The organism is Paenibacillus hemerocallicola, assembly GCF_006265175.1.
GTDB lineage: Bacteria > Bacillota > Bacilli > Paenibacillales > NBRC-103111 > Paenibacillus_AB > Paenibacillus_AB hemerocallicola.
Genome location: NZ_VDCQ01000005.1, coordinates 203,653 through 227,447 on the forward strand (window position 1 = coordinate 203,653; position 23,795 = coordinate 227,447).

The 23,795-nt window shown below is 53.7% G+C and carries 21 protein-coding genes and 1 tRNA gene; 21 read left to right on the forward strand and 1 reads right to left on the reverse strand.

Going from position 1 to position 23,795, the window contains the following annotated elements; translation table 11 throughout:
* Nucleotides 1-58: 58 nt before the first annotated feature.
* From FE784_RS05690 to aroH, 17 genes are all read left to right on the forward strand, one after another.
* Nucleotides 59-132, forward strand: a tRNA-Pro gene (locus FE784_RS05690).
* Nucleotides 133-356: 224 nt separating this feature from the next.
* Complete coding sequence (mtrB, locus tag FE784_RS05695; protein WP_139601203.1) at nucleotides 357-584, forward strand: trp RNA-binding attenuation protein MtrB; 228 nt, start codon at nucleotides 357-359, stop codon at nucleotides 582-584.
* 88 nt (nucleotides 585-672) lie between these two features.
* The gene (locus FE784_RS05700; RefSeq protein WP_139601161.1) at nucleotides 673-1,215 is read left to right on the forward strand and encodes a hypothetical protein; all 543 of its coding nucleotides are present in this window, start codon (nucleotides 673-675) and stop codon (nucleotides 1,213-1,215) included.
* Nucleotides 1,216-1,316: 101 nt separating this feature from the next.
* A complete protein-coding gene (locus FE784_RS05705) occupies nucleotides 1,317-2,180 on the forward strand; it encodes a heptaprenyl diphosphate synthase component 1 (protein WP_139601162.1) in 864 nt (287 codons plus the stop codon).
* Between the two features lie 12 nt (nucleotides 2,181-2,192).
* Nucleotides 2,193-2,930, forward strand: a complete 738-nt coding sequence (locus tag FE784_RS05710) for a demethylmenaquinone methyltransferase (protein ID WP_139601163.1) — start codon at nucleotides 2,193-2,195, stop codon at nucleotides 2,928-2,930.
* Nucleotides 2,920-3,795 carry a UbiA-like polyprenyltransferase gene (locus FE784_RS05715; RefSeq protein ID WP_139601164.1) on the forward strand — a complete coding sequence of 292 codons (876 nt, stop codon included), beginning with the start codon at nucleotides 2,920-2,922 and terminating at the stop codon, nucleotides 3,793-3,795. The genes FE784_RS05710 and FE784_RS05715 overlap by 11 nt, the downstream gene beginning before the upstream one ends.
* On the forward strand, nucleotides 3,789-4,397 hold the full coding sequence (locus tag FE784_RS05720) for a UbiX family flavin prenyltransferase (protein WP_139601165.1): 609 nt from the start codon (nucleotides 3,789-3,791) through the stop codon (nucleotides 4,395-4,397). The genes FE784_RS05715 and FE784_RS05720 overlap by 7 nt, the downstream gene beginning before the upstream one ends.
* Nucleotides 4,398-4,399: 2 nt before the next feature.
* Nucleotides 4,400-5,251, forward strand: a complete 852-nt coding sequence (locus tag FE784_RS05725; protein ID WP_139601166.1) for a menaquinone biosynthetic enzyme MqnA/MqnD family protein — start codon at nucleotides 4,400-4,402, stop codon at nucleotides 5,249-5,251.
* A gap of 4 nt (nucleotides 5,252-5,255) precedes the next feature.
* Nucleotides 5,256-6,230 carry a heptaprenyl diphosphate synthase component II gene (hepT, locus tag FE784_RS05730; protein ID WP_139601167.1) on the forward strand — a complete coding sequence of 325 codons (975 nt, stop codon included), beginning with the start codon at nucleotides 5,256-5,258 and terminating at the stop codon, nucleotides 6,228-6,230.
* A 96-nt stretch (nucleotides 6,231-6,326) separates the two neighbouring features.
* Entirely contained in the window at nucleotides 6,327-6,770 is a 444-nt protein-coding gene (gene ndk / locus FE784_RS05735) for a nucleoside-diphosphate kinase (protein WP_139601168.1), read from the forward strand.
* 113 nt (nucleotides 6,771-6,883) lie between these two features.
* Complete coding sequence (locus FE784_RS05740; protein WP_139601169.1) at nucleotides 6,884-7,672, forward strand: CheR family methyltransferase; 789 nt, start codon at nucleotides 6,884-6,886, stop codon at nucleotides 7,670-7,672.
* Between the two features lie 55 nt (nucleotides 7,673-7,727).
* Nucleotides 7,728-7,889 carry a hypothetical protein gene (locus tag FE784_RS40680; protein ID WP_176705982.1) on the forward strand — a complete coding sequence of 54 codons (162 nt, stop codon included), beginning with the start codon at nucleotides 7,728-7,730 and terminating at the stop codon, nucleotides 7,887-7,889.
* Nucleotides 7,890-8,291: 402 nt separating this feature from the next.
* Nucleotides 8,292-8,696 carry a hypothetical protein gene (locus tag FE784_RS05745; protein ID WP_139601170.1) on the forward strand — a complete coding sequence of 135 codons (405 nt, stop codon included), beginning with the start codon at nucleotides 8,292-8,294 and terminating at the stop codon, nucleotides 8,694-8,696.
* Nucleotides 8,697-8,784: 88 nt separating this feature from the next.
* Nucleotides 8,785-10,134 carry an ABC transporter substrate-binding protein gene (locus FE784_RS05750; protein ID WP_139601171.1) on the forward strand — a complete coding sequence of 450 codons (1,350 nt, stop codon included), beginning with the start codon at nucleotides 8,785-8,787 and terminating at the stop codon, nucleotides 10,132-10,134.
* 225 nt (nucleotides 10,135-10,359) lie between these two features.
* On the forward strand, nucleotides 10,360-11,523 hold the full coding sequence (gene aroC / locus FE784_RS05755) for a chorismate synthase (protein WP_139601172.1): 1,164 nt from the start codon (nucleotides 10,360-10,362) through the stop codon (nucleotides 11,521-11,523).
* 1 nt (nucleotide 11,524) lies between these two features.
* Nucleotides 11,525-12,619 carry a 3-dehydroquinate synthase gene (gene aroB, locus FE784_RS05760; protein WP_139601173.1) on the forward strand — a complete coding sequence of 365 codons (1,095 nt, stop codon included), beginning with the start codon at nucleotides 11,525-11,527 and terminating at the stop codon, nucleotides 12,617-12,619.
* A 6-nt stretch (nucleotides 12,620-12,625) separates the two neighbouring features.
* A complete protein-coding gene (aroH, locus tag FE784_RS05765) occupies nucleotides 12,626-13,003 on the forward strand; it encodes a chorismate mutase (RefSeq protein ID WP_138878382.1) in 378 nt (125 codons plus the stop codon).
* Between the two features lie 108 nt (nucleotides 13,004-13,111).
* On the opposite strand, the gene FE784_RS05770 is transcribed toward aroH, so the two are convergent.
* Complete coding sequence (locus tag FE784_RS05770; RefSeq protein WP_246131920.1) at nucleotides 13,112-14,014, reverse strand: helix-turn-helix domain-containing protein; 903 nt, start codon at nucleotides 14,012-14,014, stop codon at nucleotides 13,112-13,114.
* 465 nt (nucleotides 14,015-14,479) lie between these two features.
* On the opposite strand from FE784_RS05770, the gene FE784_RS05775 reads away from it, so the two are divergent.
* The 4 genes from FE784_RS05775 to trpE all read left to right on the forward strand — a co-directional run bounded on the left by FE784_RS05775 (nucleotide 14,480) and on the right by trpE (nucleotide 23,569).
* Nucleotides 14,480-15,829: an extracellular solute-binding protein gene (locus FE784_RS05775; RefSeq protein WP_139601175.1), complete on the forward strand. Its 1,350-nt coding sequence runs from the start codon at nucleotides 14,480-14,482 to the stop codon at nucleotides 15,827-15,829.
* Between the two features lie 37 nt (nucleotides 15,830-15,866).
* Nucleotides 15,867-19,223 (forward strand): carbohydrate binding domain-containing protein, encoded by a 3,357-nt coding sequence (locus FE784_RS05780; protein ID WP_139601176.1) that lies wholly within the window; start codon nucleotides 15,867-15,869, stop codon nucleotides 19,221-19,223.
* An 83-nt stretch (nucleotides 19,224-19,306) separates the two neighbouring features.
* Complete coding sequence (locus FE784_RS05785) at nucleotides 19,307-21,670, forward strand: family 78 glycoside hydrolase catalytic domain (RefSeq protein ID WP_176705984.1); 2,364 nt, start codon at nucleotides 19,307-19,309, stop codon at nucleotides 21,668-21,670.
* A 363-nt stretch (nucleotides 21,671-22,033) separates the two neighbouring features.
* Nucleotides 22,034-23,569, forward strand: a complete 1,536-nt coding sequence (gene trpE / locus FE784_RS05790) for an anthranilate synthase component I (RefSeq protein WP_139601178.1) — start codon at nucleotides 22,034-22,036, stop codon at nucleotides 23,567-23,569.
* The last annotated feature ends 226 nt before the right edge of the window (nucleotides 23,570-23,795 follow it).

Consider the following 23,795-nt stretch of genomic DNA (forward strand, 5'->3'; position numbering starts at 1 on the left):
GAAGAAACGAAATCTTAACATTCCGTGTTATGGACAACGTTCCGCAGCGCTTTACTGTCGGGGTATGGCGCAGCCTGGTAGCGCGCACCCTTGGGGTGGGTGAGGTCGCACGTTCAAATCGTGTTACTCCGATATTCGTTGCAGCCCTTATCGTTTTCAGTTGATGAAAACGGTAAGGGCTGCAGCACGTTTCCAGGCGAAGGCCGCTTTTTCCTTGTATCCGAGCATACACGGAGGAAGTGGTCTTTATGACGAATGAACGTTTGACATCGGCCTTTATTTTTCGCATGATAAGAATTGAAGAGAGTCGGGAACAGGCATTAGCCGAGACGAGAAGAGAGAGGATGAAGCTGATCATGGGCAATGAGACGGTTCAGGGCGATTATTTCGTCATCAAGGCCAAGGAAAACGGGGTACACGTTATCGGATTGACGCGCGGTCACGACACGAGGTTTCACCATACGGAAAAGCTGGACAAAGGGGAAATTATGATCGCGCAGTTTACGGAACATACTTCGGCGGTGAAAATCCGCGGCAAAGCGATCGTCATGACGAGGTACGGCACGGTGAATACCGAAGAATAACTTATCCGAATTCGTACGAAAAGGCAGGCATAGCTTGCCTTTTTATTATGTACAATGAAGAGAAGAGCCGCTTCGGGAGGGATATGTCGTGAAATCGCATAACCGGGTGTTGATCGCTTTGCTTATTTCCATCGGATTCGCCGCCGCGCTTTCCATAGTGCCGAAGCTGGACCGTACCGTGCAGACTGCCGGGTCGGACTCCCCCGTGTTCCGCACCGATTCCGCCCTTGCCCTATCCGACCGCAACCTTGTCGATTTGTTCGTCCGACATCCGCTTCATTTGGATATTTCTCACGTCGAATGGAATGATACGATATTATCGGTGGACTTGAAGTCCAATCCGAATGAAACGGCCACCGGTCTGATTTATGACGATTTATACGAGCTGGCCCGTCTTGGCTTCGCGGGCACGAAAAACGTGAAGCAGCTGTTGATTCGCGTGATGGAGCATGCGCCGGCGGGGACGGGCAATCCGCAGCTGCTGCTGGCGATGGATGCCAAGCGGTCCGATCTTAGTCCCGGTGTCGCGGCTCAATCGGGCATGGCCGTGAAGGAAACCAAGGAGCAATTTTTAAGTTCACATTTTAGCCTTACTTATACGCATAAATGGCTTGACCGGCATCGCCGCTGACGATGTACAATAGATTGTGCGCTGCGCTTGCTGTTGTGATATAATGATTTGGATGCACGGAAGAACGCAATTTGACGCTTGTCGGCGGTACGGAGGCATGTATGAACAGTTACTCGGTTGCGGATGCGACGAAACCTTACACCGAATATGATATGATCCGGGACAATACGGAACTGCCGGAGCTTCCGAATTTTCGCAGTCAGCTATTGTATGCGTTTCTGAATAAAAGAACGGATCTTGTCGATAAAAGCGAGCTATACGCCATCGTCGTGTCTCTCGCCCAAATGGGACTCGATACGCATGACCTCGTATCGGAAACGAACGACCGCAAAGAAAAGAAGGAAGCCCGTTCCCGGCAGCTGAGAGTGCTGGCGGGGGATTATTTCAGCAGCCACTTTTACCAGCTTCTCGCCCAAGCGGGCCAAGTGGAGATGACCAAGCATTTGGCGTCAGCCATCTGCGAGGTGAACAAGCTGAAGATGAATCTATACGTCCGGATGCGGCAGTGGAAAATGACGGCGGAGGAGTACGTACAGGCTTCCGTCAGCATCAAGATGCAGCTGTACTTGACGTTCTCCCGGGTGTTGGAAGGGCTGAAGCCGAACAGCTGGCACGATATGCTGCAAGGATATACGCGCTGCGAAGTGCTGCTGGACGAGCTGCGCCGCCTTGATCGGGAGAACGAAGTTCGGTCCGGGTGGGCTTTTTGGCATTTGCTGCAAGTCGGTACGAAGGAGGAGAAGAAGCTGTTGCGGCATGGGGAGACCGATCCGGGCAAGCTGCGCACGCTTCTCCACAAATACAACGTCCGGGCGACTTTGCTCCAAATGCTCGAATACCAGTTCAAGCTGCTGTCGGACAAGATCCGGCAGTTCGACTCGGACAAACTGGTAAGCGAGTTGATCCGGATCGGCGATCCGTTTGCAAGGGCGCTGACGGCTACGCGGGCTCTGGAAGAAGTGTGAGGTGAACCGATAATGGAGATGAAGACGAAAAAAGAACGGTTCGTGCACTCCGTATTTGAAAACATCGCTCCCAAATACGATTTGATGAACGATCTGCTCAGCTTCCGCCGTCACAAGGCATGGCGCAAGTTCACGATGAGGCATATGAACGTCAAGCCGGGCTCGACCGCGCTCGACGTATGCTGCGGAACTTGCGATTGGACCGTAAGTCTGGCGGAGGCGAGCGGAACCGGCAAGATGATCGGACTCGATTTCAGCCGCAACATGCTGGAGCTTGGCGAGCAGAAAATCGCCAAGCTGGGCATGAGCAAGCAGATATCGCTTATCCACGGAAATGCGATGCAGCTGCCGTTCGAGGATAACAGCTTCGATTACGCGACGATCGGCTTCGCGCTGCGCAACGTGCCCGATCTGGAGAAGGTGCTGCAGGAAATGGAGAGGGTCGTCAAGCCGGGGGGGCTTGTCGTATCCCTCGAGCTGTCGAAGCCGACCTGGCAGCCGTTCAAATCGGTTTATTACTTTTATTTCCAACGCGTGCTCCCGTTGATCGGCAAGCTGGTCGCCAAACGGTACGAGCAGTACAAGTGGCTCCCCGAGTCGCTTGTTCATTTTCCGGACCATAAACAGCTTGCCGACATATTCCGGCGTATCGGCCTCGAGGACGTTCGCGCATATCCGCTCACGGGCGGGGTCGCCGCGCTTCATATCGGGGTAAAAGGAAAACGGGAGGGTGCCGGTCTTGTGGAATAAAGTAAAAATCTTTTTGGAAATGATCAAATTCGAGCATACGATATTCGCCCTGCCGTTCGCCTTCATGGGTGCCCTGCTCGGTTCTGTCGTTCGGTTCGATGCTCTTCCCACGTGGCCGCAGATCGGTTGGATCATCCTGGCGATGGTCGGGGCCCGGAGCGCCGCAATGGGGCTTAACCGGCTGATAGACAAAGCGATAGACAAAAAAAATCCCCGTACGGCGAATCGGGCCATTCCAGCGGGGCTGCTATCGTCGATCGAGGTATTGCTGTTCATCATTCTTTCGTTCGTACTGTTGTTCTGGGCCGCGGCGAATCTTAATCCGTTAGCCATGAAGCTGCTGCCGATAGCCGTCTTTATGACCGTAATTTATTCTTACACGAAGCGATTCACATGGGCATGCCATCTTATTCTCGGCTTGACGATCGCGCTCGCACCGCTCGGCGGTTGGGTTGCCGTTACCGGCAATATCGACTGGGCGGCCATCGTGCTGTATATCAGCGTCGCATTTTGGACGGCAGGCTTCGATGTTATATACGCTTGCCAGGACGCGGATTATGACCGCAAGGAAGGGCTTCACTCCATTCCGAGCCGATTCGGAATTGGACGGGCTTTGCTGCTCGCCCGGCTTTTCCACGTCATGACGGCCATCGGCTTGATGAGTCTCTTTCTGATGACAGAGCTGAGCTGGTGGTATTTAGTAGGATTGCTCGTATCGTACGCCATTATGTTCTATGAGCATTACATCGTGTCCCCGAACGACTTGAGCAAGCTCAACACGGCGTTCTTCACGATGAATGGAGTTTTGAGCGTGGTTGTGTTTTCTTTCACATTCATCGATCTGGTGGTGCACTACTTATGGTAGAAAGCAAGAGCCGCCACGGGTGGGTAGTCGGCATAACCGGGGCAAGCGGAGCCGTCTATGGCGTCAGACTGTGCGAGGCGCTGCTCGAGCGGGAACTGGCTGTCCATCTCGTCATAACGGACGCAGGCTGGCGGGTGCTGCACGAGGAGCTGGGCTGGGAGGCGTCGCATCGCCAGAGGACGCTGGACCAGAAGTTCGAGCGTTTCGCGCTCAAGCCTCGCTATTATCCGATCGGCGACATCGGAGCAAGCATAGCCAGCGGCTCGTTTCGAACGGCCGGCATGGTTATATTGCCGTGCAGCATGGGCACGCTGTCCGGTATCGCCCACGGAGCATCGGGCAATTTATTGGAGCGCGCGGCGGACGTGATGCTGAAGGAAGGACGCAAGCTTATACTGGCGCCGAGAGAAACGCCGCTTCACGCCATCCATTTGGAAAATATGCTGAAGCTGGCCCGGATGGGCGTGAGCATCGTCCCGGCCATGCCGGCTTTTTATCACAAGCCGCTCTCGATGGACGAGCTCGTGGACTTCATGGTCGGCAAAGTGATGGACAACATGGGAATCGACAATGAATTGTTTCAACGATGGGGAGATGCTTGAACATGCAGCAAGATTCGCTAATACGCATCGGGAAAATCAATTACACGAACGTTTGGCCAATCTATCACTTTTTTCCGCACGAGAGATTCGGCTCGAAGCTGGAATGGATCGAGCAAGTTCCGACCGGGTTAAACCGGGCGATGCTGGCCGGGGAAGTCGATATGGGAGCGATTTCTTCCTTTGCTTATGGGGAGTCGCATGACCGATACGAGCTTTTTCCCGAGCTTTCCGTAAGCGCCTACGGCAAAGTGAGTTCACTTCTGCTGTTCCACAAAAAGCCGCTCCGCGAGCTGGACGGCTGCACGGTCGTGCTGCCGACGACTTCGGCTACCACGGTCAACTTGCTTAAAATTATACTCGGAGCATTCGTCGGCGTAACTCCAAATTATGTGTACGCGGCGCCGTCTTTGGATACAATGATGAAACATGCGGACGCCGCGTTGTTAATCGGCGACGATGCGATCCGTGCCAGCTGGACCGACGCTCCGTACGAGGTGTCCGATATGGGCGCTCTTTGGCAGCACTATACGGGAGAGTGGATGTCGTTCGCGGTATGGGCCGTCCGCAAGGAGACGATCCGGCAATATCCCGAGCTGGTCGCGGCGGTGCACGAAGCTTTTATGCAAAGCAAGGCGGCCGGCTTGAACAATCCGGAGTCGATCGTCCGTCATGCGCAAGCCGTGATCGGCGGAACGCTGGATTATTGGCGCGGCTATTTCCGCAATTTGAGTCATGATTTCGGTCCGGCGCAGCGCCGGGGGCTGAGCTTGTATTTCCGCTACGCAAACGAGCTTGGATTGCTGCCCGAGCCGGCTCCGCTCCATATGTGGACCGATAATTCCGTAACCAGGTGACGTAATGAAACTATTGGATATTTATGCACGTATGAAAAAAGACATCGCTTACGTCGAGCGGGAGCTGGAGGAGAGCGTTCATACCGATCATTCGATGCTGAAGGAGACTTCGCTTCATCTGTTGAAGGCGGGGGGCAAGCGGATACGACCCGTCTTCGTTCTGCTCTCCGCCCAATTCGGGCGGTACGACCTGCATAGAATCAAGCATATTGCGGTTCCGCTCGAAATGATCCATATGGCGACGCTCGTCCATGACGATGTCATCGACGATGCGGATACCCGCAGGGGACAGCTTACCGTTCGTTCGAAATGGGACAACCGTATCGCCATGTATACCGGCGATTATATTTTTGCCAAAGCGCTTACCATTGCGGCGCAGCTGAACGATCCGCGCATTCATCAAATTTTGTCTTCGGCCATCGTCGAGCTGACGGTCGGGGAAATCGAGCAAATCCGCTATTTTTATCGGACGGATCAGACGCTGCGCCACTATTTGCTTCGTATCAAGCGAAAGACGGCGCTGCTGATCGCGATCAGCTGTCAGCTCGGTGCTGTCGCCTCGGAAGCGGACGAGGACGTGCACAACGTGCTGTACCGCTTCGGCTATAATGTGGGCATGGCTTTTCAAATCCGCGACGATATTTTGGATTTGACGGGAACCGAGAAAGAACTGGGAAAGCCTCCCGGCAGCGACATTCGCCAAGGCAACATTACGTTGCCGGTGCTCTATGCGCTGGAAGACCCGCAAATCCGCGGCGTATTGCTCGCCGAGATCGAGCGCATTCGCATCGCCGACGGACAGACGGATGTGACTCCGTTCCTCAAGATGATCCGGAACGGACCTTACATAGAGGAAGCCGACAAGCTGTCCTCCCGTTACATCGACCGGGCGATCGACGCTTTGTCCGTTCTGCCGGACATAAGGGCCAAGAGAGATTTGGTCGATATCGCCCATTTTATAGGCGACCGTTCTTATTGAACGCATACAATCCTTGACGGTTATCGTCTGCGTATGGTTTCGGGTCAAACAGCCAACACTGGTTGATACACTTTGCTGGAGTGGAGGGGTAATAGTATGGAGAGAACGTTTTTGATGATCAAGCCGGACGGTGTACAACGGGGCCTCATCGGAGAAATTGTGGGCCGTTTCGAGCGCAAAGGATTTACGCTGATCGCGAGCAAGCTGATGACGGTTTCGAAGGAAAAAGCGGAGGCGCACTATGCCGAGCATCACGGCAGGCCTTACTATGACGATTTGATGAGCTTCATCACATCCGGTCCCGTATTCGCGATGGTATGGCAAGGCGATCAGGTGATTGCTTTATCCAGACAGATGATGGGCAAGACGAATACGCTCGAGGCGGCACCGGGAACGATCCGGGGCGAATTCGCCGTACATACGAACCGCAATATTATTCACGGCTCCGATTCCCCGGAAAACGCGGTCAGGGAAATCAACATCTTTTTCGAGCCGGAAGAGCTGCTCGACTATTCGAAGACGATCCAAAAATGGATTTAACATTTTTTCGACACCGTTCGCGTTTCGAAGGAGGAAAAAGTCCCGTATGCATGGAATTAACTGCATACGGGATTTTTGTATGCAAACGCATATTCTTCTTAGGGGTGACAAGGGTGGAAGACCAGGATTTTAATTTGTTTATTAAGAAAGTGAAGCAATATTCGGCGATTGACTTGTCCCAGTACAAGGAAGCGCAAATGAAACGGAGGCTCACGACGTTATACACGAAGAAAGGCTTTGCATCCTTCTCGGCTTTTTTTGATGCGATGGTACGGGATAAAGAGCTGTACTACGAGTTTCTCGATCGAATGACGATCAACGTATCTGAATTTTGGCGCAATCCGAACCGGTGGGAAATATTGGAGAGCAAGTTCATACCGGAGATGGCTCGCGCGTCGCGCAGGCTCAAATGCTGGAGCGCCGCATGCTCGACGGGCGAAGAACCGTACACGCTGGCCATGATCATGGCCGAGCTGGGGGTGCTCGAATCGTCGCAGCTGCTCGCGACCGATATTGACGAGGGGGCGCTGGAGAAGGCGAGACGGGCTATTTATCCGGATCGTTCCCTGCGCGACGTGCCGGCAAAATATATAAAGAAGTATTTCCACCAAAAAGATATGACGTTCTCGATCGTCGACCCGCTCAAAAAACAGATCCGGTTCTCGAAGCAAAACCTGCTTCACGATCCGTTCGACACCCAATTCGACCTGATCATCTGCCGCAACGTAATGATTTATTTTACCGAAGAAGCGAAGCATTTGCTGTATCATAAATTCAGTCGGGCGCTAAAGCCGGGAGGCTTGCTGTTCGTCGGCAGCACGGAGCAAATTTTCTCGCCGGGCCAGTACGAGTTCGAGACGGCGGATACGTTCATTTATCGGAAACGGATCGCTCATGTATAATTGCTTCCATATATTCCTATACTAAGGCGTAGAACGATCAGGAGGTTTTACCCTTATGGATAAACGGAAGGTCATCATGGCGTACCGGCGCGGATTTATTACAATCCAGGAGTGCGCGCAAATTCTCGGGATCGATTCGGCACAGGTGATGGGCATGGTGAACGATCAGAAGCAGACCGAGCCGTCCCGGATCTACCCGCAGCCCGTCAACGGCTGAAGCGCAAGCAAATGCAACGATCATGATCGCAGAGCATGTCCCGCGAGGGGCATGCTTTTTTGTGTTCCGGGGAGTTTCGCAGATCGTGGCGGTGGTCTGAAGAGACGTTCAAAGGCTCCGATTCGCTTGGAACAAATTGTACAGTTTTTGGCGCAAATATGATACCATTATTTGTATATGTTGTTAGTCTTGAACAAGATTATTGGGGGCGTACCATATCGAAAGGAACGGGGGATAACGATGCAAAAACGACATCGGATGCTAGAAGCTCATTGACCGGCATAACTGTTTTGGCAGCGCTTACGGGATGTCCAGGCAAGCCAAGCGAGCCGGTGATAAAAGGTTCCGGTCGAGACGGTTAAGAAAAGATTGAAGGTTGTGTATTTTAGCGAATCGCAGTTCATGAGAGAGTTCGGGGATTCCTTCAAAAAAATCAGACCTGAAATCGACATTCAAGTGATACCGACTGGGGAGACGGCATGGGATTTAATTAAAACGATCACCGGACCCGAGATGGCTGACGAAATAGTCAAAACAAAGCCTTATGTGCTGTCCACCCGCAAAGATCACGTACTGACCGTAGACGGACGCAAGATGGACGCTTTCTATGCGCTGGGCGGTTTGGAAACTATAAGCGGCAATCAGCTAAACCTTTGGTCCGCGCAACTCTCCCAACTAATATCCGTTTTCAGGACCGAAGAGCTGACTAACATCATTTACGGCAGAAAGACGGTGGCGGAAGGGCGGTCGTCCTTGCAGAAAAGAGCGGAGCAGACGGTCGAGGACGAATTTGCGATGAAGAAATAAAGGAATGACATGGCGTACTTGGCACAACTCCTTTTGCTGATGATTAGCGAACCATATTTGCTTATTTTACGGAGGTTGATGGTATACGATGAAAAATTGTCCAAATTCGATCGGAAAATTCGCTGTGATCGGCTTGATCTCTATTCTTGCAATCACGGGTTGTACCGAGGAAGCGGCGGAGCCCGCAATGAAAACGCCGACGGAAAAAGTGAAAACCACATTGAAAGTCGCGTACTTCAATCAGCAGCAATTTATGAGAGACTACGGGGATACGTTAAAGAAGCTTCTGCCGGATATCGAATTCCAGGTAATCCCGTCCATTCAAGTGACAAACAGCTTCGCCATGCCTATCGACTCGGCCAAAATCATGGAACAGAAGCCCGATCTGTTAAGCGGGGGGCCTCTGATCATGGAGTTAAGCAATTCCGGGAAAGCGATGGAATTATCGTCGCTCATCAAGCAGGAGGCGTTCGATATGAACGTGTTTACGGAATTGGCCGTGGAACAAATGAGGCAGATGGGGAACGGCAAGCTGACCAACCTGTCGCCCACCTTTATGTCCACGGCAACGTTCTATAACAAAGAAAAGTTCGATCGCCTTGGAGTCGCCTATCCGACGAATAATATGAGTTGGGCGAGCATGATGGAATTGGCCAAAAAGTTCGTGCGCAACGAGAACGGGAAGCAGCATTACGGGATCTATACGATTACGACGCCGTTAACTATGGTTTCTCTTTATGCGGACGGCGTAGGAGCGCCTTTTGTCAGCGAAGACAGGCGGACCGTGAACTATACGTCCGGCGCCCCCCGGGCGGCAGCTAACACCGCAATCGATGCTTATCGATCCGGTATATTGTACTTGCCCCCGGAAAAAAACGAAGGCTCGGTAACCAAAACCGAGGCTATGCTCCGAAACAAGTTCATATCCGGCGAGGCGGCTCTCGCCTTCTACAATCCAAGTCTGCTCGGTACGATGACCGAAGCGGCCGGATTGGGGATCCCTTCCTTCAAGTGGGACATCGTCACCGAGCCGGTTAATCCGGCCAAGACTGGTCAGTCGTCATTCGGAATCTTCATATCGGATCCGTTCGCGATTGCCGCGGATTCGCCGAATAAGGCTGCCGCATGGGAAGTGATCAAGACAATTACCGGAACCGCCATGGCGGCCGAGCTTGCGAAAACGAAGCCGCACCTTTTATCGACGCGAAAAGATACGATGCTCGCCTTCGAGGGGCGCAAGCTCGACGCCTTCTATGCGCATACAACCGTAATGGGCGGCGAAGGCTGGCCGCAACAGCTGGCTCAGCAAGTCAATTTAATCTATAGAGAGGAAATGAACGATATATTGTACGACAGGAAAACCGTCGACGTCGGCTTGTCGGCCGTCCAAACCAGAGTGCAGCAGGCGATCGACGGGGAGTTTGCCGCGAAAAAATAGCGATCTCGAATATGGCGCGGTTTTCGGGTTGTTCCTTCGGCGCCAACTCTTTTTCACACTTTCTCTATCACCGGCATTTTCCGCGCACGTACAATTGTAGCTCCCTCTTTCTTGTCAAACCCCGGACGCTATACTATAATTAGCAAAGGAAATTCGGTGCGTAAAAGCGCTAAAGCTTATTGCCGGGCGCCGTTAGGGGAACAGGATGAGAGGGGACAACCGTTTATGAGATATTTGACAGCAGGAGAAACGCACGGACCGCAGCTGACCGCGATCGTGGAAGGATTGCCTAGCAATTTGCCGCTTACGGGCGAGCCGATAAACGAGCAGCTGGCCCGCCGCCAGAAAGGTCATGGACGCGGCAAACGGATGCAAATCGAGAAGGATACGGCTCAGCTCGTTGGCGGCGTGCGTCACGGCAAGACGACGGGAGCGCCGGTTGCGCTCGTAGTGGCCAACAACGACTGGAAAGCATGGACGACCGTCATGAGCATCGAGGATGTGGAGGAAGGCAGCGAGGGCAAACGCCGCGTGAACCGTCCGCGTCCTGGGCATGCCGACTTGAACGGCGGCTTGAAATATAATCAGAAAGATTTGCGCAATATTTTGGAGCGCTCGAGCGCCCGCGAGACGACGGTGCGCGTGGCGGTAGGCGCCATTGCCCGCCAGTTTCTGGCCCAGTTCGGCATCAAGATTGCCGGTCAAGTGATCCGGATCGGCGAGACGGTGGCGAAGCGCGAAGAGCTGCCGATCGACGAATTGATCCTTCGCACCGAGGAGTCGCCGGTTCGCGTCGTAGACAAGGCGGCGGAAGCGCTCATGATCGCGGCGATCGACCAAGCGAAGGCTGACGGGGATACGCTGGGCGGTATCGTGGAAGTCATTGTCGAAGGCGTTCCGGTCGGACTCGGAAGCCACGTACAATGGGACCGCAAGCTGGACGGACGGATTGCCCAAGCGGTCGTTTCGATTCAGGCGTTCAAGGGAGTCGAATTCGGCATCGGCTTCGAGGCGGCCGAACGCCGCGGCTCGAAGGTCCATGACGAAATATTGTATGCGGAGGACAGCGGGTTCCGCCGCGGCTCGAACCGCGCGGGAGGCTTCGAGGGCGGTATGACGACAGGCGAGCCGATCATCGTACGCGGCGTCATGAAGCCGATCTCTACTTTGTACAAACCGCTCGCAAGCGTAGATATCGATACGAAGCAGCCGTTCTCGGCGCAGGTGGAGCGTTCCGATACGTGTGCGGTGCCCGCAGCCGGCGTCATTATGGAGAGCGTCGTCGCATGGGAAGTCGCCAAAGCGTTCATGGAGAAGTTCGGCGGAGATTCGATGGAAGAGATTCGCGCCAACTACGACAATTACCTCGCTCAAGTGGGGCGTTACTAATATGAAAGAGCTGAAGGTGGAGCTGGGAGAACGATCGTACCCGATCTATGTCGGGGATGGTCTGCTGAACGACATTGCGACGACCCTTGCGAAGCATAAGATCGGAACGAAGTCGCCGTTGCTGCTCGTATCGGACACGAATATCGCCAAGCTTTATTTGGAGCAGGTCAAGTCGCTGCTGGAGGCCGGAGGTTATCGAGTTGCGACTGCCGTAGTCGCCGCGGGCGAGAAGTCGAAGTCGCTCGCCGTGATGGAGGATATTATTACTGTCGCCTTGGAAGCCGGACTCGACCGCAACTCGGCTGTCATCGCTTTGGGCGGCGGCGTAGTCGGCGACTTGGCGGGTTTTGTCGCCGCGAGCTATATGCGCGGTGTCCGATTCGTGCAAATCCCGACCACGATACTGGCTCACGACAGCAGCGTCGGCGGAAAGGTGGCCGTCAACCACAAGCTGGCGAAAAACGTCATCGGAGCCTTCCATCAGCCCGAATTCGTGCTGTACGATATCGCCACGCTGAAGTCGCTGCCGGAACGGGAAGTCCGCGCAGGACTGTCCGAGCTCGTAAAGGAAGGATTTATTCTCGACAGGGGGTTCGTCGAATACTGCGACGCCAACGCCGAACGGCTGCTGGCTCTCGATTCGGAGGCATTGGAGCACGCTCTCTACATAGGGTGCGGCGTCAAAGCCAAAGTCGTGTCAGAGGACGAGAAGGAAGGCGGCCTTCGCGCCATCTTGAATCTGGGCCATACGATCGGACATGCCCTCGAGGCGGTAGCGGGCTACGGCGAGCTGCTGCACGGAGAAGCGATCGCCATCGGGATGGTCGGCGCGGCACGGTTGTCCGAGAAGCTCGGCAATCCGGGTTCGATCGCTGTGGAGACGGAACGGATATTGCGTAAATTCGGTCTGCCTGTGCGCATACCCGCGCATATGGATACGGATGCGATCATGAGTGCGATGATGCATGACAAGAAGTTTTTGGAAGGTACCATGGTCTTCATCATCCCGACGGAAATCGGCAAGGTCGAGATCAATAAGACCGTATCGATCGAGTCGGTGAGGGAAGTCGTTGAGCGTTTGAAAAGGGAGGATTAAGCCGACATGTACGTACGGGGAATACGCGGGGCCATTACGGTCGAGCGCAACGAGGAAACGGAAATTTTGAATGCTACGGCCGAGCTGCTCGGCCAAATCGTCTCCGACAACAACATCTATCCCGAGGACATCGCGAGCGTGTTCGTAACGGTGACACAAGATTTGGACGCGGCGTTTCCGGCCAAAGTGATCCGCGAGATGCAAGGGTGGGAGCTGGTGCCGCTCATGTGCGCGCTGGAAATTTCGGTTCCCGGCGGTTTGCCGAAATGCATACGGCTTATGGTATCCGTCAACACCGAGAAATCACAGAAGGAAATTCGGCACGTTTATTTGAACAATGCGATCAAGCTTCGTCCCGATTTGTCCGAGGCGACGAAATTTTAACAGCAGCCGGTAAAACGGTTTACTAGGATTTTTCCATATTCCATCCATTTTCGGAACGATTACGAAAGCCGGTCTCCTTATCGGGTACAAGGGGCCGGCTTTTTCGTTTCAACCGCCGATCCTGCGCGTGCGAGCGAGAATCGATCTGGCATACTCGGACGGAGTCATGTTCGTAATCCGTTTGAACTGCTTGGAGAAATGATGAATGCTGCTGTAGCCCAAGCTTTCGGCGATGGCCGAGAAGTTGCCGTTTTCCTCGCGGATGAGCTGCTTGGCCCGATCGATCTTCAGACGATTGAAATATTCCATCGCTCCGATGCCGGTATGAACCTTGAATATCATCTTCAGTCCCGTACGGCTGATCGCGAATATGTCGCATAACTGATCGAGGGTGAAGTTCCGGTCCAAATGGCTTTGCAAATAGCCGATCATTTTCGCAATCGATTCGTCGCCCTGCTTCTCTCCGGCCAATGCAGCGGTGCCGTTGGCATTCCGTTCCGCTTTTCTTCTGCGAATGAGTCGAATCAATAAAATCTCCAAATAATTGCGGATGAGCTGCTCTCCGCCGAACATGGCATCGTCGCTCTCGTGCGGGCATCCGGATATATTGGGCGAGTTGACGGGCGGGTCGAACGCTTGCAAGCCTTCCTGCACGATAAAGGATAAAATGCGGTACTCGTCCTCCTGCAGCCGGAATCGGCACTCTCCCTCAAATACGGACATACCGGCCGACTCGCACTCGAACGACAGGATGATGATACTGGAGGTCGTCTTGTTCAAGGCTCTGCCGCCGTGAAACAAATTCGGCATGAAGAACAGGATATCCCCTTGTCGCAAGTGATAAGTCCCCAGATCGGTAAAAAACTCGACTTCGCCTTTATCGACATAAATGAATTCCCAGAAGTCGTGCTTTTCCCCTCCCGTATAAAAATGTTTGGACATTTCCCTGTAATAAAACGTGACCAGTTTATGAATGGTCAGTTCTTCCTTCAAAACGTATCTCGGACGCATCACCCAGATTCCTCCCGACAAAAATGAAAATGTTCGACCCGGACGACAAAGGAGCAAACCGATTTGTTCTTATTATATTTCATACTTGCCACGTTACAAAAGGGGGAGAATCGATCGATAATCCGGCTGTTCGAGCTGCTGAAACAGGCAGGAACGGGAAAATGCCGGAGGTTGCTTGGCCTGTAAAAAATGCGTTGACCGAAATGACAAAACGTTTGACCTTTGCGGCAAAGCTCTGCCCTTGGCCTGGCATTATGATAGAACGTAGAAAGAAACCCGGGGGTGATCATGGATTCAGTTTATAGGCTGCCGACAGGTAATCGATTTCTAAACACTGTAGCAATCCGAACCGGCACTCTGAAGCTGGAGGGATGTAAGCGGTAAGGTAAGGCAGAACACGAAGTTGCAAGATCGGGTTGTCCGTTACGAATGCAGTTCTATTATGGAAATTGGGGGAAATGAAAAGTGGGAACGAAGCGTAAGAAATTGAACGTCTATTGGATGCCGGCATTTATCGCCGGAATTGTATGGATTGTGTCCGGCTGCTCGGGAAGCGGCGGGCAGATGAAAGGGAATGCCGATCCGGACAGCGGAAGCGGCAAGAAGGAAAACGTACCCGCCGAACCGGTCGAGCTTGTCATTCATACGAACAACGGGGGAACGGCGGAGAGCTTCGACGCCAACTACGGGGATCGGATACGCAAGAAATTTCCCGACTACAAAATCAACTACATCCAGAGCAAAGCGGGCAGCACGCTGCAGGACCTCCTCGCGACCGGGCAGCGTGTCGACATTTTATTTCAAACCGATTCCTATTACTTCGAATTGGCGGAAAGCGGCAAATTACAATTCGACATGACCGATTTGGCCAAAAAACACGGAGTCAATCTAGGCGCGTTCGAGCCGCAATTGATCGAAGGATTGAAAACGTCGGGCGGCGGCAAGCTGTATGCGCTGCCGGTCAGCAACATGATTCAGGTCATGTATTACAACAAGGGGCTTTTCGATAAATTCGGCGTGCCTTATCCGAAAGACGGAATGAGCTGGGATGAAACGATGGATTTGGCCAAGAAGCTGGACCGGGAAGACGGGGGGACCTCCTATATCGGATTTACAGCATCTCCGGCACATATTTTGGGCAACAATCAATATTCCGTTCCTTATGTGGATGCGAAGACGGAAAAGCCGACATTTCTCGACGATGCTTGGAAAAAGCTGATCGATACGTATTTTTTGCAGCCGGGGAAAAATCCGAGCTATCAAAATTTTGTGACAAGCAAAAAGAAGCTGCCGTACCGGCTTGAATTTACCGATACTCCGATACTGGGCATGTTTGTGTTCAATTCGAGCTTCCCGTTCTCGATTCCGAATATGAATGCGATCAATTGGGATTTGGTCGCCCTTCCGACCTTCAAGGACAAACCGAAAGTCGGTTCGCAATCGATGCCGGTCGTGTTCGGCATTACCTCGATGGCCAAAAACAAGGACGCGGCGATGGAGGTCATCAAATATTTGGCATCGGACGAAGCTCAAATTGCCGAAGCAAAGAAAGGCAATATGCCGGTCTTGACCAGCGATGCGGTGAAAAAGTCGTTCGCCCAGGATACGCCGTTCAAGGACAAAAACTGGGGTGCGTTGTATTACAACCAGATCGCTCCGGCCGTAACGAAAAATTCGTACCTGCTGTCGGTGGAGAAAGTATTTACCCCTTATGTGCAGCAAGTGATGGAAGGGAAGAAGGACTTGAATACGGCATTACGCGAAGCGCAGGAGCAGGCCGAGAAAACGATAGCCGACGCGAAGCTCAAAAAATAGTCGGCGAGACCATTTCCGAAACGACGGAGGGATTGGAATGAATGGATTCGATTCATGGCGGCCCGATTGGCGATCGATATTTGCAAAGAAACCTATCGCGATGTTACTCCTGTTCGCATTGCTGCTGCAGCTGCTTATGCTGACAGCGGCAGCACCGCGGGCAGCGGCCTACACGATCGGTGACGATATGCTGCAAAACGGAAGCTTCGAACAGTCGTCCGAAGGGAAGCCTCTTCCTTGGCTGGCGATGGGAGGCTGGAACAATCCCGATATCTCGCTTACTCCCGCGGCGGCGCGCTCGGGTACGGGTGGCGTCAGGATTGAAACGAATCAGGCCACGAATCCTTGGATCGCCCAGGATGTGCTCATCGAGCCGGGTGCGGTATACGACGTATCGGTCTGGTTGAAGTCGTCCGGCGTAACCGGCAGCGGAATCGGGGTAAAATTCGAATATTTTAAAGGCCAAACGAGAGCCCCCGCGAACCGGTTAAGTCAATACGACATGACGAAAAATATATTGGCCCGCGATTTGACGGGCGATTGGCAAAATCTCCGGTTTCAATTTACGGTACCGCCGGAGGCTGGACTTGTCCTGTTTTACTTGCGGATGTACGGGGCCGGAACCGTACATTTTGACGACGTCTCCTTCGTGCTGACGAAGCAAAGGCCGATGATCGATGTGACGACCGACCAAATTTTTTATTACTCGGATGCGGAAGAGGGCAAGATAGAGGCCGCCTTTTACTCGCCGGACGTCCCGCTGGACCAATTGCATGCGGAAGCAAGCCTAAGTCGTCAGTCGACCGGCGTCGTCCTTGCGACTTATGCCCATGCCAATGCCGCGCAGCCGATGAGCTTCCCATTCGATCCGACGCTGATGGTCAAGGAGGAGCCATACCGGGTGGAGGTTCGTCTTCTGAATGAATCGAGTACGGTTTTGGAAACGGTTACGAAATCGGTGTACCGCTTCGACCGTCCTACGATGCTTCGGGAGGATGGAACCGTGATGGTGGATGGGGAGCCGTTTTTCCCCGTAGCGGCCTACCATGTGCGTCCGACCGACTACCCTTATCTCGATGAAGCGGGAATCAATACCGTGCAAGGCATCGTAACGAATAATGCGGATGCGCTGCAGAGCGCGCTTGATGCCGCCGAGCAGAGCGGACTGAAGGTTATGGTGCCGTTGTACTACAATATGATGGTAAAAGAAAATGCGTCGCTTACCGAGCAATTCGTAACCCGGTTCAAAACTCATCCGGCCGTGCTAGCCTGGATGGTTATGGACGAACCGTTCTCAAACGGCAAAACGCTGGATGAGCTTGCCGATGCTTACCGGTTGATTCGCTCGATCGATAAAGCGCACCCGACATACATGGTCGAAGCGCTGCCGCCTTATTATGCGACGACAGCCAAAGCGACGGATATTTTGGTCACGGACGTGTACACCATTCCGTACGCACCGGTCTCTTTGGTCGGCGAACGCACCGCCTTGGCCAAGCAGGCGGCTGGAGGAAAGCCGGTTTGGAACGTCTTGCAAGCGATGTACAATCCGCCGAATTGGCCGATCCTGCCGACGATCGGCGAGCTACGCAATGCGGCCTATCAATCGATGCTGAACGGTCTGCAGGGCATAGCCTATTACGCAATCAACGAAAATACGTTTCAGCTGCGCAATTCCGAGCTGTGGCTCGGTATGGTCGATTTCCGGGAAGAACTGGAGCTGTTCGACCGGTTGGCGACCGAGGGTAGTTTGATCGACCAAGGGGAAACGGAAGACGGCCGCTGGGCGGTGTGGGAGCATGAACATATTCTGTACGTCGCGGCCGTCAATACGAGCGAAGAGAACCGCCAAATGACGATACCGCTTGGCATCACGGGTTATCGCGCCCAATTGCTGCACGGGGACTCGCGCTCGGTCATGAATGGGCAAAGCGATGAGTTGAACGTCGATTTGGGCCCGATGCAAGCTCTCATGTACCGAGTTACCCCGTACAGGGACATGATTTCGGAAGCATTGGGGATCGTGACCGAAGCTTCGGCGCTTTCCACGGACGCACAATGGACATCCCGCATGAACCAGCTTGAAGCCAAGCTGAACGCGATCCGGAACAATTTGGATGGCGTCGCTCCCGATCCTGATGCCGCCGTCCGATCGGCTATTCATTCTTTGAAAAAGGTCGACCAATTGTCGGATTGGGCCGAGCAGAACGGCAGCGGCGCAGCGAAGCAGGAAATGTTGACGGCACTCGCGCGAATAAGAGAGAACGCGGGTCCGCTTGCTGCCTCGTATGCGCAAAGCGAACTCCATGTGGAAGGCGGTCCGTTGATCGGACAGGAAGAATGGAATGAGCTGTCCTTTTCCTTGCACAACGAAGCGGAATCCTCCCTGCAAAACGTTCGGGCAACGCTGGAGTTTCCGGTGCCGTTCGCTCTGGAGCCGATGACCCGGCTTATTTCCCCGCTCGGAAGCGGTCAAGCCGCTGCCGAGACGTTCGGATTCCGCATCGCGGAGCCTTTATCGCAAAAAAGTTATCGTTTGAAGGTCGTTATCGGGTTCGAGTATTCCGACTATCCGGGAGTCCCGATTTCAGTCGAAACGTTTATAGATTCTCCCTATATGGATCTGCTTGACGCGGCAACGGAGCCTGAAAAGATAAAAGCGAATAAAGGCGGCGTTTACCCGTTTACAATGCGCCTCGAGAGCAACGTGTCGAAGAATGTTCAGGTCGAGCTCGAATCGGCATCGGCATCGGCATCGGGAATGACGGTTCAGCTGCCCGCTCCATTTCTTTTGCCGGGAAATCAGCAAACAACGGTAAGCGGTACGGTATATTTGCCGATGAGCGTTACCGATGGCGTGTACGAGGCGGCGATCCGGGTGAAGGCGGACGGGAAAGTCGTCCGGTCGATGCCGCTCCGGGTCCATGTCGATAAAAATGTGCTGAGCAATCCGGGCTTCGAGCAGGCTAACGTTCAAGGAACGGGGCCGGCCGGTTGGTTGATGCGCAAAGGAGCCTGGGTACAGGATGCCGTATATGGCGGTGTATATGCGGTTTCCTTGCTGCCCGATGCGGCGAATGCCTGGAATGTCATCAATTCCGATCTTCTCGCCATCGACTCCGGAGTCAAGCATGTATTGAAAGGATGGGTCAAGAACGGCTCTTCCGCGGGCAATGTCTCAATAGGGTTGAGGCAGGTCAGGGAGAACGGTTCGTCCACGATCGGCTACACGTGGAAGGCGATTGTGCCCGGCTCGGAGTGGACGTACTACGAGCTGGAGGTAACGCCGGCTTCGACAGCCAAGTATTTGCAAGTTTATCTGATGTCCGACACGGAAGTGAACGGTACCGCTTGGTTTGACGATCTGTATGTCGGAGAAATCGCCAACGATTGAATGGATCGGGCAAGCGGTGGGGGCAGGATTATCCTGCCCCTTCCGAATGGAAGGCAATGGTGGAAAATGGGGGTAGTTCGACTATGAATCCGTTAGAAAAGTCGGTCTGGATATGGAGCGACGGAGGGTGCGACAATGTCAACCAATATGTAGAGTTCCGTCATGAGTTCACGTTGTCGAATGCATCGGAGCATGCGCAGCTATATATTTCGGCAGATTCGGAATACGCGGTATGGATCAACGGAAGGTTTGCGGATAGCGGGCAGTATGACGACTTTCCGGATCATAAAGCTTACGATGGATTGCCGATCGGACATCTGCTCCAACAGGGGGAGAATGTGCTATGCATCTTGGCGTATTATCAAGGGGTTAACAGCTTTCAGTATATAAAGGGCCGACCCGGTCTGATCTATGCGCTGGAAACGGAAGAAATGACGATAAGAAGCGGCAGCGATGCCAGTTACCGGCAATCGCCCGCATATACTTCCGGGCAAATGCCGATGAGCACGGCCCAATTGGGCTTTACGTTCGAGTACGATGCGGCGCACAACGATCGCTGGATCGAATCGGGATACCGGATGTCCGGGGAGTGGAAACGATTCGATACGGTAGCGGCGCCGGACGCAATCTATCCAAGCTTGTATGAGCGTCCGATACGAAAGCTGGATGTGAAGAATCGTTGCCGGTCCCATGTGACGACCCAGGGAGTGTATGAGAGACAAAACGCAGGAGCGGATGCCATCGTGGCGGAATTGATGCAGTGCGATTATTTGTCCCATCGGCTGTCCAGGTCCCTATTCGAAGTCGGCGGTTCGTTGTCGCTTCCTTCGTCGGAAGGACTATCGATCAGACCGGGAATGTTTCATGAAAACGGCGGCGTTTACCTCGTTTTGGATATGAAGCGGGAGGAGTGCGGTTTTCTGGAGCTGGAGCTGGATGCGGAGGAAGGTGTTGTTCTCGATATCGCCCATGGCGAGCATCTGGACGATCTGCGGGTCCGCGCGTCGGTCCGCGGCAAGCATTTCGCAACCCGTTACCGTTGCGGCAAAGGACGGCAAACCTTTACCCATTATATGAAACGATGGGCAGGTCGCTATCTGCAGCTTCATATCAGCGGCGTTACGGAAAAGTTCGTGCTTTACTATGCCGGTCTGAGGGCAGTTGAATATCCGGTGCAAAATAAAGGCGAATTTTGCTGCCCGGACCGGCTCCATCGGAAGATCGAGCAGGTGGCCGTGCGCACCCTTCATTTGTGCATGCACGAGCATTACGAGGATACGCCATGGCGCGAGCAGGCTCTATACGCCATGGATTCCAGAAATCAGGCATTGTGCGGGTATTACTGCTTCGGCGAATACGATTTTCCGGCCGCATCGAATCGGCTTTTCGGCGAAGGGCTTAAAGAGGACGGCTTTTTGGAGCTGACCGCTCCGGCGAGGAGTCCGTTCACCATCCCTTCGTTCAGCTTCATATGGATCGTTCAATTGGAGGAGCATTTGCTGTACAGCGGCGATATCGGGCAGGCAGGAGTGATGATCGGAACCGTAATTCGGATGATGGAAAAGCATATGGGCAACATACGGAACGGTTTGCTGCTGACTCCCGGCAGCTCAAGCTATTGGAATTTCTACGATTGGGAACGCGGCCTTAACGGAGCGAGCGCGACTGCGCCAGACTACAAAGGGCTGCAAGGCACGAGATTCGACGCGCCGCTTAATCTGTTCTTCGTAATGGCTTTGGAGGCTGCGGGCAGAATGGCGCACGCTTGCGGGAACCGTATGGCAGCCCGGCACTATCAAGAAACCGCGGATGGAGTGAAAGCCGCGATACACGAAGCATTTTGGGATTCCGCCGCCCGCGCTTATCGCACGTATCTGGGGGGAACCGAAGGCGAGCATTATGCGGAATTGACCCAATCGCTGGCCTTATGCGCCCGAGCTTGTCCGGAGCCGCTGGCGGCCCCGTTAAGGAAAAGGTTGTCCGGTCGAGACAACGGATTGGTGCCGGTTACGCTAAGCTATGCTTTATTCAAATTCAAAGCTTTGCTTGACGAGCCGGAAGCGTACGGCCAAATGGTGTTCGATGCGATTGCGGACGATTGGGGGCATATGCTGTATAGCGGGGCGACAAGCTTCTGGGAGACGAAGGAGGGAGCCGAGGCGTTCGGGCAGGCCGGAAGCTTGTGCCACGGGTGGTCGGCCATTCCCGTTTATTTTTATTATGCCTACATTTTGGGAGTCAAGCCGGTTGAGCCCGGATTCCGAGTATTCCGGATCGAGCCGGTGATATCGGTCTTTCATCAGGCGGAAGGCCGGATTCCGACGCCATATGGCGTCATTAGAGTGGAATGGAAGCAAACGAAGGATGGATTCGTGCTTAATCTGGAGCATCCGGAAGGTACGACACGACAGCAGTCCGAACCAAAACCGTTTGACCCGGGCGCATGATTGTAGTATAGTGTTAACAAAGCAAGAGCATGTCGAGAGCAGAGTAGAGTTTTGAGCGAGTCGAGCAGAGTAGAGTGTAAGGCAGCGAAGCGCAGCCGCAGACCGGTAGTGCGTTTCGGAGTTCAGTGCAGCGGGTAACAGGCGACGGTTGGCGCGATAGCGTCCGTTTCGTTCCAAGATAATCGGGATTTCGTCGATTTCGGCTAAGCATGCGTAGTGTGCTTGCAATACCGAATCCTCTTTCCGGTTGCTTCCGTTGTATGAGCATTTGCCTGGTTCTGCGATCAGAACGTACTCAACCTCTACCCCGTGTAGAGGTTTTTTGCATTTTACAGGCTCTTAGCCGCCAAGGAGATGAAGACGATGTATACGCCCGAGCTGAATGAAGTGATTCGTCTCGCCAAAACGCACAACCTGATCCCGGTCGTTCGCCACCTGATGGCCGATACGGAGACGCCGATCCGCGTATTCCAGCATTTTTACGAAGAGCAACGCGCCTTTCTGCTCGAAAGCGTCGAGGGCGGCGTCAAATGGGCCCGGTATTCGTTTATCGGTACGGATCCGTTTCTGATGGTGAAAGGCAAACACGGCCGGATGGAGATCGAGCTGAACGGCGTCCGCCAAGTCGTGGAAGAAAAGCCGCTTGATATATTGAAAGGGCTGCTGCGAGGCTATTCGAGCCCGGCTCTGCCGGACTTCCCGCCGTTCACCGGGGGAGCGATCGGATTTTTCGGTTACGATCTGCTGCAATATTACGAGAAGCTGCCGGCTCACCGCCATGACGATTTGAATATGAACGACATCGAATTCATGTTCTGCGATCAAGTCATCGTGTTCGACCATTTCAAGCAGCAGATCAAAGTCATCGGCAACGTGCATATCGAGAAGCATGCGACCGACGCGCAAATCGCCGAAGCGTACCGGCAGGCTTGCATCAAGATAGACGCCACGATCGAACGGCTGCAGCAGCCGGTGCCGCAGAAAACGAAGCAAAATGCGATTCCGTCGGACATCGAATTGGGAGAGGTACATTCCAATTTGACGAAGGAGCAATATATCGGCAACGTGGAGAAGGCGAAGGAATTCATCCGCGCCGGGGACATTTTCCAAGTCGTCCTTTCCCAGCGGTTCCATATCGAGACGGAGATCGATCCTCTATACGTGTATCGGGTGCTTCGCACGATGAATCCGTCGCCATACATGTACTATTTGAAAATGGACGACGAGGTCATTGTCGGCACCTCGCCCGAGGCACTCGTCAAAGTGGACGGCGAGCGGGTCGAGACGCGACCGATCGCGGGAACGCGCCCCAGAGGGAAAACGCCCGAGCAGGACGAGGCGCTGGAGAAGGAGCTGCTCTCCGACGAGAAGGAACGGGCGGAGCACTTGATGCTGGTCGACCTCGGCCGCAACGATATCGGCAGGGTGGCCGAATTCGGCACCGTGAAATGCGATATGTTCATGGAAATCGAACGGTATTCTCACGTCATGCATATCGTCTCGAACGTATCCGGCAAGCTGCGGGAGGACAAAGACTTCTTCGACGCCTTCATTTCCTGCTTGCCGGCGGGTACCGTATCCGGAGCTCCGAAGCTGCGGGCGATGGAAATTATCGCGGACTTGGAAAACGAGGCGAGGGGAGCTTACGCCGGCGCGATCGGCTATCTCGGCTTCTCCGGCAATCTGAATACGTGCATTACGATCCGCACGCTCATTTTCAAGCACGGCAAAGCTTACGTGCAAGCCGGGGCGGGGATCGTATGGGATTCCGTGCCGGAAATGGAATTTAACGAAACGGTCAATAAAGCGATGGGCATGCTAAAGGCGGTAAGAATGGCCGAATCGATTTTCGGGGAAACGAAAAAGCTCGAGACGGTAACGAACCAGGACTATTATTAGGTCCCCCGGAAGTGGAGCAAGGCTGAGTGCTTCGCCCGGATACGCTCACACAAGAGGGGCATTGCCGAACCTTCAACAAGACGATGGGCAATTCGAATTAGATGTAAACATCTGGTTGTTGAAAAAGTCAAAAAGAGAGAATTGTCATACAAAAAGAGGTGGGGGAAAGGTGCGGAAAGCGAAGCGGTTGACTTTACAATCGTGTTGTAACCGCTAAAATCTTAAA

What these genes read in the sequence shown, in the direction of transcription:
- mtrB (WP_139601203.1), top strand. Translation starts at nt 357, where the DNA reads ATGGGCAATGAGACGGTTCAGGGCGATTATTTCGTCATCAAGGCCAAG.
- FE784_RS05705 (WP_139601162.1), top strand. Translation starts at nt 1,317, where the DNA reads ATGAACAGTTACTCGGTTGCGGATGCGACGAAACCTTACACCGAATAT.
- FE784_RS05710 (WP_139601163.1), top strand. Translation starts at nt 2,193, where the DNA reads ATGGAGATGAAGACGAAAAAAGAACGGTTCGTGCACTCCGTATTTGAA.
- FE784_RS05720 (WP_139601165.1), top strand. Translation starts at nt 3,789, where the DNA reads ATGGTAGAAAGCAAGAGCCGCCACGGGTGGGTAGTCGGCATAACCGGG.
- FE784_RS05725 (WP_139601166.1), top strand. Translation starts at nt 4,400, where the DNA reads ATGCAGCAAGATTCGCTAATACGCATCGGGAAAATCAATTACACGAAC.
- hepT (WP_139601167.1), top strand. Translation starts at nt 5,256, where the DNA reads ATGAAACTATTGGATATTTATGCACGTATGAAAAAAGACATCGCTTAC.
- ndk (WP_139601168.1), top strand. Translation starts at nt 6,327, where the DNA reads ATGGAGAGAACGTTTTTGATGATCAAGCCGGACGGTGTACAACGGGGC.
- FE784_RS40680 (WP_176705982.1), top strand. Translation starts at nt 7,728, where the DNA reads ATGGATAAACGGAAGGTCATCATGGCGTACCGGCGCGGATTTATTACA.
- FE784_RS05745 (WP_139601170.1), top strand. Translation starts at nt 8,292, where the DNA reads ATGAGAGAGTTCGGGGATTCCTTCAAAAAAATCAGACCTGAAATCGAC.
- FE784_RS05750 (WP_139601171.1), top strand. Translation starts at nt 8,785, where the DNA reads ATGAAAAATTGTCCAAATTCGATCGGAAAATTCGCTGTGATCGGCTTG.
- aroC (WP_139601172.1), top strand. Translation starts at nt 10,360, where the DNA reads ATGAGATATTTGACAGCAGGAGAAACGCACGGACCGCAGCTGACCGCG.
- aroB (WP_139601173.1), top strand. Translation starts at nt 11,525, where the DNA reads ATGAAAGAGCTGAAGGTGGAGCTGGGAGAACGATCGTACCCGATCTAT.
- aroH (WP_138878382.1), top strand. Translation starts at nt 12,626, where the DNA reads ATGTACGTACGGGGAATACGCGGGGCCATTACGGTCGAGCGCAACGAG.
- FE784_RS05770 (WP_246131920.1), bottom strand. Translation starts at nt 14,014, where the DNA reads ATGCGTCCGAGATACGTTTTGAAGGAAGAACTGACCATTCATAAACTG.
- FE784_RS05780 (WP_139601176.1), top strand. Translation starts at nt 15,867, where the DNA reads ATGAATGGATTCGATTCATGGCGGCCCGATTGGCGATCGATATTTGCA.
- FE784_RS05785 (WP_176705984.1), top strand. Translation starts at nt 19,307, where the DNA reads ATGAATCCGTTAGAAAAGTCGGTCTGGATATGGAGCGACGGAGGGTGC.
- trpE (WP_139601178.1), top strand. Translation starts at nt 22,034, where the DNA reads ATGTATACGCCCGAGCTGAATGAAGTGATTCGTCTCGCCAAAACGCAC.